This window comes from Globicatella sanguinis NBRC 15551, assembly GCF_001552295.1.
GTDB classification, from domain to species: domain Bacteria; phylum Bacillota; class Bacilli; order Lactobacillales; family Aerococcaceae; genus Globicatella; species Globicatella sanguinis.
The window spans coordinates 1-8,685 of sequence record NZ_BCQX01000098.1; the positions used below are offsets into that span (position 1 = coordinate 1).

Consider the following 8,685-nt stretch of genomic DNA (forward strand, 5'->3'; position numbering starts at 1 on the left):
AAAGTGAAAAGAAAACTCATGCAGAATTTATGTTTAACATTGCTAATAACAATCCACTAACTTATTTTTTTGCTGAACGCGTTACTAATAAAGACTCACAAGCTAACGTTTAATCATTCATAAAAAAAGAGAAAGAGAGAGGTTTAAGTGGTTGAAATTTTCCGCAAGAAACATTTCTTCTGAGGCCTTTCACCTTCGGGAAAGATAGCATAAAGATTGCGGATGTATAAGACGGTAGCTAATTGTGATTAAAAAACAATGGCTTTGTGTTTCGGTTTGCTTCACAGAACCGGAAGACTTAAATTCTTGAGGTTTGCTCATTCATTAAAGTTCAATAGTAGTTGGCAGTAGCTAATTGACTAATACTTCGGTTAACAGATCGTACTAGTCAAATTAGCTTTATTGGGGAGCTACTTCGTTCAGGTCCTGTAGCGTTAGCCAAATAATGAAAAAATATCCCTACTGCCGTTATTATTAACAGTCAGTAAGGATAATGAATTCTTTATACATTAGTTGTGTTTGCGTTCTGATTTTAACAATTGGTAAGAACGTTTCAAGGTCGCTAATAAACCTTTATCACTCGTTACCAAGACATTACTCTTATAGAACATTGCCGATACCCATAAACAAATCACCATAAAGACAATCGTAATGACAATCGATAAGAGAATCTCAGTACTGGTAACCGTTTCGGCCGCTACTCTAAAAGGCATGACAAACGGTGTAAAGAACGGTACTAATGATCCAATTTTGACGATGGCATTATTTGTTGAAGCTAAGGCATACATACCGATATAAAAGCCAACTACTCCTAATAAGATTAAGGGTGCTGAAACTTTGTTGACATCTTCAACTTTCGATACTAAGGAACCTAAGAAACCAGCTAATGATGAATAAGTTAAGATACCAATTAAAGCAAAAAGGCCTCCGAGTAATAAGTCATTCATCGCTTTAGAAAGCATATCAGAAAGTGAGAACGGTAAGCTTAAAAATGATAAGTCAAAATTCATTTGGTTAAAGAAAAATCTCCCAACAAAGAATAACACGACATAGATTGCTAATTGAGTTAAGATTACTAAGCCAATCCCTATCATCTTACCAAAGAAATGTTGTGTTGCTGAAATACTAGACAAGACGATTTCCATGATACGTGAGCCTTTTTCAGTTGCTATTTCTTGAGAAATAATTCCGATATAAATCATGATGAACATATAAACTACAAAACATACAGCATAAGCTAGACCGGTTCTGACGCTTTTTAAATCTTGATCCGCGGTATCAGCTTGTACTTCACCTGACTCGGAGAAATTTAAATTAACTGTTTCAAAGCTGACTTGTTGAGCTTCAATTTCAGCTATTTTCGCTGGATCGATCCCTAAATTTTCAATACTGGTCTGCGTTTGATAGGCTTGTAATACTAATTGAATTTGATTCACATCAATGTCTTTACCTACTTTTTCGCGGTAATATTTACCACTAATAGGTGCTTCCACAGAATCAAAGGTAATAAAACCGTTAATAGCACCCTCATCCAAAGCTGTTTCAGCTTCTTTTTGTGCTTCATAATAAGTGTATTCATTACCTAAGGCTGATTGATCTAAGACGGTTTGAATCTCTTGAGTCGCACCCACAATCCCAATATTACCAACACTTTCGGCCTCTTTACTTGTACCGATAAAAAATCCGATTAATCCAATAACGCCAATCATCAAGATCGGACCTAATACCATTGACACAAAAGCCCAAGAAAATACGTTTTTACGATACACTTCACGAATCACAATGCCCATTTTATTCATGACTTTCACCTGCTTTCATTTTGAAAATCTCTTCTAATGTTGGTGCTTGTTGATAAAATACTGGTACATAATTGCCTTTTGTGACTTGATCAAAAATCGCTTTTCCATAAGTTTCATCCGCTATTTCTAATAAATATTGATCAGTATAATGATGTTTAACAGCATTCACACCTTCAAGAGTGGCTAATTGTTCCTCCGTCCAATCTGGGGTTTCAATTAATAGTTTAGTGCGTCCAAATGATTGACGTACTTCTTCAATCCCACCATATAAAACTTGTTTTCCATTATGAATCATGACCAATTTATCACAAATCTCTTCAACATTATTCATATTATGGCTGGAGAAAATAACACAGCTACCTTTATCTTTTAAGGCAACAATCCCTTTTTTCAAGAAGTCAGCATTGACAGGGTCTAACCCACTAAATGGTTCGTCTAAAATAACCAATTTAGGTTCGTGAATTAAGGTCGCAATTAATTGCACTTTTTGTTGATTCCCTTTGGATAGTGATTTTATTTTATCAGTTCTTTTCCCTTTGACATTGAACCGCACCATCCATTCATCGATTTTGTCAATAATATCTGATTTTTTCATTCCTCGTAATTCAGCAAAATAGACGATTTGTTGTTCAATGGTCATCTTTTCATATAATCCACGTTCTTCTGGTAAATAACCAACCGTATTGTATACTTTATCGGTTAGTGTGACGCCATTCCACAACACTTCTCCATTGCCTTCAGGGGTTAAAAAATCTAAAATCATCCGAAAGATGGTCGTTTTACCTGATCCATTTTGCCCGATGATTCCCATGATAGTGCCAGGTTCAATCGTAAATGAAACATCATCGACAGCAACTAAATCGCCAAATGTCTTTCTAAGATGTTTAACTTCTAACATAAATCTCCCTCCATGACCATTTTGATAGTATAAACATATCACTAATTAAAGGCTGTTTCAATCGATTTCCATTTATAAATTGTAAAATATTGTAAAGTTTTATTAAATATACTCATAGTTATTCACACGGATATTTGATTGATAAAACCATACAAAACAAAATAAACTTTCGTTAGCAGTTTTATCAGTCATTATTACCTTTTACGATAATTTTTAGAGCACGATAGGTAGCTTAATTTAGAAATAAGCTAAACAAAAAAAACTAAGCTTCACCCTAAAAGGTTTCACTTAGTCGTATTGATTTATTTTAATGGAATACTAGTACCGGTGTACCATACGTAATATTTGCATAGATAATCGCGACTTGATCCAAAGGAGTATTAATACAACCCAGAGAACCATTATTCACGTAGGTATCGCCTCCAAATGACCATTGCCAACTAGCGTCATGAATCCCTTGCGCTTGATAGTCAAAACGAATCCAATAATCTACCGGCACTTTATAATCAACTTTTAAAGTCGGATTATAACCAACTAAATGGGTGTCATATAACATTTCAATCACCGCATTAGCGCCAGGAATTGTCTCGGTACCATATTTACCAGATACAATATTAGTGGCAACCAGAACTTCGCCATCTACATAATAATACATCATTTGGTTCGTTAAGTCGATCTCAACATAGGTATTACCAATGTCATCTTTTTCACCTAAACGATTCCCTACTCCATAAAAGGCCATTTTACGAGTGACGTCTTGCCCATTATGAATATCAGCAATGATTTGTTGTACTTCTGTATCCACATCGATTGACCACCCTAAAATACCTGCTGGCACTGTTACTGTTCCTTGCAAAGTACTTTCAAATTGACGGTCCTTACCTTCTGTTGAATACTTATCATTTAAGGCATTAACGTAAGCATAAACCATTTCCTCATCAACATATAAATCATTGTTGGCATCGAAATGAATCCACTTTTGTAACTCTTCACGAGGTATCGTAATATCATCACCAGCCACCTGTAGGGTAATCTTCGTATCTAGAATCCGATTAATATAGTCCATAGTTTTAGTTACTTGTTCGCTATCTTCACCGATATTAGGGTCTGCATAAACCGATTCTAATTCAATCTTGCCAGTATCTTGCTCTAAAGAATCAACAATCGCTGCTGATAATTTATCATAATCTATCTCGGTCCCCTTTTGTCCAGGTTCAACGAAATAGCCTTTATCATCCGAATAATCAATCCCTGCGTCGACAGCTTTTTCCCGACCATCATTCGTAATATTTAATTTATCCAATGCACCTTTGACTTGTTCCGAATCAACCGTTACATTATGTCCTAAAACATTTTTAACTTCAGTGCCGTCAAATAGATTTACTACCCATTGACTTGGATCTTGTGATTCATAGGTTGCTTTTAAAATTTCATCGGGTGCAACTTCTACTCCTAAATCACCTAGCGTAATTTTACCTAATTCTTTACCCTTTTCAGTTAAGGTAATTGTTTCCTTATTAATGGCCTCATTGATTTGTTTTTCAGCTTCCGCTAATGTTAAATTACCAATGTTGACCGATCCATAACTTGTGTTAGGGGTGAATTTTTCGGCATAATAGCCTACTCCACCTAGATAACCTAGACCTAAAGTAATTAGTGAAACAACCCCTGAAATGACTACTTTTTTCAAATTTTCTCCCCCATCCAATTTATCTCTCATTTACCATAACATAAAAAAACTTAAAAAGGGAGTGTAAAATTATGAAATATTTATGAATTTCCATGAGGATTGGTTAATGATTACTATTACTCAATCCTAAACAATTCATGAAAAGCTGGATTATCAAGTAAACTTGCATCCTTAATTAAAATGACATGATAGAATTGCTCATCCATAACTTTCATATAAACTCCCGCTATATCAAATGATTCAAATAAATACCAGTCTTCATTTAATAGCGTACTATCAAAATCGATCAAACGAAAATCCAACGTTAATTGTTCAAGTTCAGCTACCGTAATATTAGGTAAACTGATAAAATTGACACTGCCATCAATTGCTTGACCAATTCGCTGTGTGCTCTCGAATTCGTGATAATCAAAGGAAGTCCCTTCTATCGATTGCACATTGGTTTGATATTTTTTCTCGAATCGTGTTTTCGTATCAAATGCAGAGTCGAAATTGATGAACGGTAAATACGATTCTTGACTACAAGCGGCCAACAATAAAACGGCTGTGAGCAGAATCCAAAATTTCTTCATTGCTAACTCCTTTAAAATACGATTAGTAACGATATTATTATATCGGTTTGATTATTAAAACTCAAATAAAAGTCGACATCTTAATAAATTATTTAGACATTTAGGCAAAAATGACAGTATACTATAGCTATTATCAACAACTGAAAGAAAGGATTATCAAATGAAACAGTATTTATTAACGATTAGTCAATTAGGTAAAATATCACAAACCCATGTTAAAGCTTTGCGTTATTATCAATCCATCGGTATCCTAAAACCGGTATATGTCAATCCGGATAATAACTATCACTATTATAGTTTAGCTCAAGTCACCTTAGTTCAAATTATTAAATTATGCACCGAAAATGATGTACCACTCAAAGAATTAAAACGATACCTCGATGAAAAAGGAGAAACGATCGCCTTAAAAGACTTAATTGATTATGCTAAAGCATTGGTAGAAACCAAGATTGCCAAAGCACAAAAACAATTAGACTATATCCATTATATCCAAGAGGAAATTGAACACTCACAAGAAATCCATCAACAACACGCCTTACACTATGTATTAGATGAGGCTCATTATTGGGTCGAGTCATTTGATGGTCATATATTAAGTGAGGATTATTTTACCAAATTAATGGCAATTGAAGATCAACTCAATGAATTAGGACTCTTGCCAGTCAAACGTATTGGCTTATTACTCCGCTATGAGTACGGCCAAAAAACGCCTTTCATTTGCTTAAAATTGGAAAAATTGCCCTCCCAACAGCATCCGCAAATTGTTACCATCCCAGAACAACGTAATCATATTGAAGACGTCTGTTACGAAGATTTAACAGAGCGGATAAGCGAAATAGAAGAGCAATTCAAACCACAATGTATTTTTGTAACAGAAACCTTTGAAGATGACTACGACCTCTTCTCACCTCACTTAGAAATTCAATTTGACGAAGCAGAATGATGGGAATCACCGTCAATCAATAATGAGCTACCGTCACTATTTTTGAAAATTTTTGCTGAATTAGGGCTTTAAGTACTATCAAGTGAGATGGCGCAATTCTTGGCACAAGTGGAGCAAAAATTGACACGCCTGGTACTCATAGTAGTACGGGTGGTGCTCACATTGGCACGGATGGTGCTCACATTGGCACGGGTGGTGCTCACCTTGGCACGGGTGGTGCTATTTGATGGCAATACCTAGAATTGTTGTGATTATTACCTGGCATTTTTAAAAATTAAAAATAATTATCAATTAGGATACTCATTCTAATATATTAAAGTGAACGGCCAATTAGGACGGTTATTTCTAATAGTTGAATTGAAATTTTTCATCTGCCTATTAACACCGTTACTTTAATATTTAAGCGCCCGGTTCTGTCTAGAATCAGGCGCTTAATTTTATGACAATTCGGCTAAATAATGTTGAAAATTTAGATTGAATACTTGATGACGATTTAAATCGGGTTCAATCGCTTCATAAGCAATCGGAATCGTTAGTTCATCCACCAACATAATCGTTCCTAATCGTTCTGCTGCATTGTCTTTTGGTACTAAAATCGGTAACCCCACAATATCAGCTAATAATTGCACTGATACTCTAGAATAAGTCAAGCCACCTGTCAAAGCGATACCTTTAAAATGATGTAAGGCCCTTAAATTTTCGACATTATGACGCACATTATAGAACACCCCACAAACCATCGCCATTAACAAGTCTTCGCGGTGATGATGACGCTCTAAACCAATGAATTTTGCGACCGCCTGTTCGTCCCACAAAGGCGCTCTTTCCCCATTTAAAAACGGTAAAAAGACTAAATTACTAGGTGTTTTAGTCTTAATAACCGCCTCTAACTCTTTAAAGTTCGTTTGATACACCGAACAGATCCAATCTAAAACATTGCCTGCATTATTGCTAGGATAGCCGACTAAACAGTGTTGCTGATCAATGATATAACTAAAATTCATGGAATCAAGATCTACTCTCATCTTATTCGCTATGACCCGCACTGCATGACTCGTCCCAAAAGATAAAACCGCATAATCATTAAAACTACGATAAACAAAACTTGACGACACCCCATCAGACGTTCCAATCACAACCTCTGCTTGACCTAAATCAAATTCTGCTAATAAAGGTGCCGCAGCATTACATTCCTTAACTAACGGTAACTGCGCTAAGTTTAACTGCAATTTATCTAGCGCTAATTTACTCCATTGGCCGCTCTGACTATCATAGAGCCCCGAACTACTGGCGTTTGAAACATCTATCCACCATTCACCAGTCAAAAATTCAAAAATTAAATCCTTAAGGGAATAGATTTTAGCTACCGAATGCCAAACAGGCTGACGTAAATGATAATACAATTTGTAAAATGGATTCATACTATGAATCGGCGTACCGGTTGTTAAATACAAGTCATCTTTGAACGCATCATCGATTAAAGATAACTCTTGATGGCCCCGCTTATCCGCCCATGTCACAATCCCTGTCAAATCATGATACTCATCATCCCTCAATAAAATGGAATGCATCGCTGTTGTTAACACAATGCGATAGTTAAATTCTGGCTTCAATTCACGTAAGCCCCTTAAAATTGCTAACCGCATCTCAGACCAACTTAATTCATAATGCAAACCATCCGAACGAATCTCTTGATAACGATAGGCCCATTCCTCCTCAAATTGCAACTGATGATCAAAACGAGCCAGCTTCAAGTTCGTCGTCCCCACATCAATACTAATTGTATAGCGATAACTCATAATACCCTCCTCATAAAATAAAATCATAACTGCTAATAATTAATTCAATTATCTTATAGATTGAAAAGGTTGTCAAAGGTTGATTTTTAGATACTTTACAATATGAAAATTTAACTAAACTCCATTTTTTAATAGATGAAAGTCAATATTTCGATAAAAAGAGTCGCACTTCAGAAAAAAGATATAAAAAAATGTATCTTAATCATTTACTTCAATTTGTGAATTTCCACTTCTTCTTCTAAACACCCTCACATTTTTTTCCCACTTTTCACCAACTTCATTTTCATTCACAAACTATGTCTTAAAATGAGACACATTATTAAGATTTATTAAATTTTCTCGACTATGATCGCGAAATTTTATGAAAATGAAAATATCTGTCAAAATATGCCCTTTTCGTGTCTCAAAATGAAACATTATGAAAATGACAATTCTTGTTTCAAACATAATTTAGTTGTCAGATTGTGAATAAACTCAAAATGTAATGCTTTCATCCACTTTAACCAAACTGCTTGAAAACAAATTCCACTCTATTGAAAACACTATGATTGTGAAGTTGGGGGTTCCATTCTATTTTCTTACTCCTTAATTAATCTAATCAGATCCTCCTCCATTAAATAACTCATCCCAATTTTCCACTTTTCTTAGGAAAGTGACTCTGAAAAACTTTCCCAAAAAGTTTTCTGCTTAAACCCTTCCCATTTTATTTTTTAATTATGATACAAATAAAGACTATGCGTTATTATGAGTAACACTAAGAAAAAGTTAGTTTATTGTGATTAGCAATGTTAAGCATCAATTCTGCATGAGTTTTCGTGGATTGGCATAAACTTTATAAATGCAATCACGTTGTGTTCGCTAATTTATATCGCATTGGTTGAGTGGCCTCAACCTGCGTCTTAATGAGGTTGAGGATAAAGTTGACGAATTCAATCAAGTGATTGATCGGTATTTAAAAGCGCAGTGGTTGAGTGGCCTCAAACT

General features: G+C 35.1%; 6 protein-coding genes. 1 reads left to right on the forward strand and 5 read right to left on the reverse strand.

Features of this window, described 5'->3' with window-relative positions:
* Window positions 1–509: 509 nt before the first annotated feature.
* From GSA01S_RS08055 to GSA01S_RS08070, 4 genes are all read right to left on the reverse strand, one after another.
* On the reverse strand, window positions 510–1,799 hold the full coding sequence (locus GSA01S_RS08055) for an ABC transporter permease (protein WP_066126462.1): 1,290 nt from the start codon (window positions 1,797–1,799) through the stop codon (window positions 510–512).
* Window positions 1,792–2,697, reverse strand: a complete 906-nt coding sequence (locus GSA01S_RS08060; RefSeq protein ID WP_066126464.1) for an ABC transporter ATP-binding protein — start codon at window positions 2,695–2,697, stop codon at window positions 1,792–1,794. Before GSA01S_RS08060 ends, GSA01S_RS08055 begins: the two co-directional genes overlap by 8 nt.
* 307 nt (window positions 2,698–3,004) lie before the next feature.
* A complete protein-coding gene (locus GSA01S_RS08065) occupies window positions 3,005–4,387 on the reverse strand; it encodes a L,D-transpeptidase family protein (RefSeq protein ID WP_169792690.1) in 1,383 nt (460 codons plus the stop codon).
* Window positions 4,388–4,503: 116 nt separating this feature from the next.
* On the reverse strand, window positions 4,504–4,959 hold the full coding sequence (locus GSA01S_RS08070) for a hypothetical protein (protein ID WP_066126467.1): 456 nt from the start codon (window positions 4,957–4,959) through the stop codon (window positions 4,504–4,506).
* A 160-nt stretch (window positions 4,960–5,119) separates the two neighbouring features.
* Between GSA01S_RS08070 and GSA01S_RS08075 the strand changes: the two genes are divergently transcribed.
* A complete protein-coding gene (locus GSA01S_RS08075) occupies window positions 5,120–5,902 on the forward strand; it encodes a MerR family transcriptional regulator (RefSeq protein ID WP_066126469.1) in 783 nt (260 codons plus the stop codon).
* A 437-nt stretch (window positions 5,903–6,339) separates the two neighbouring features.
* Here GSA01S_RS08075 and GSA01S_RS08080 read toward each other — a convergent pair whose 3' ends face one another.
* A complete protein-coding gene (locus GSA01S_RS08080) occupies window positions 6,340–7,701 on the reverse strand; it encodes an FGGY-family carbohydrate kinase (protein ID WP_066126471.1) in 1,362 nt (453 codons plus the stop codon).
* Window positions 7,702–8,685 lie beyond the last annotated feature (984 nt).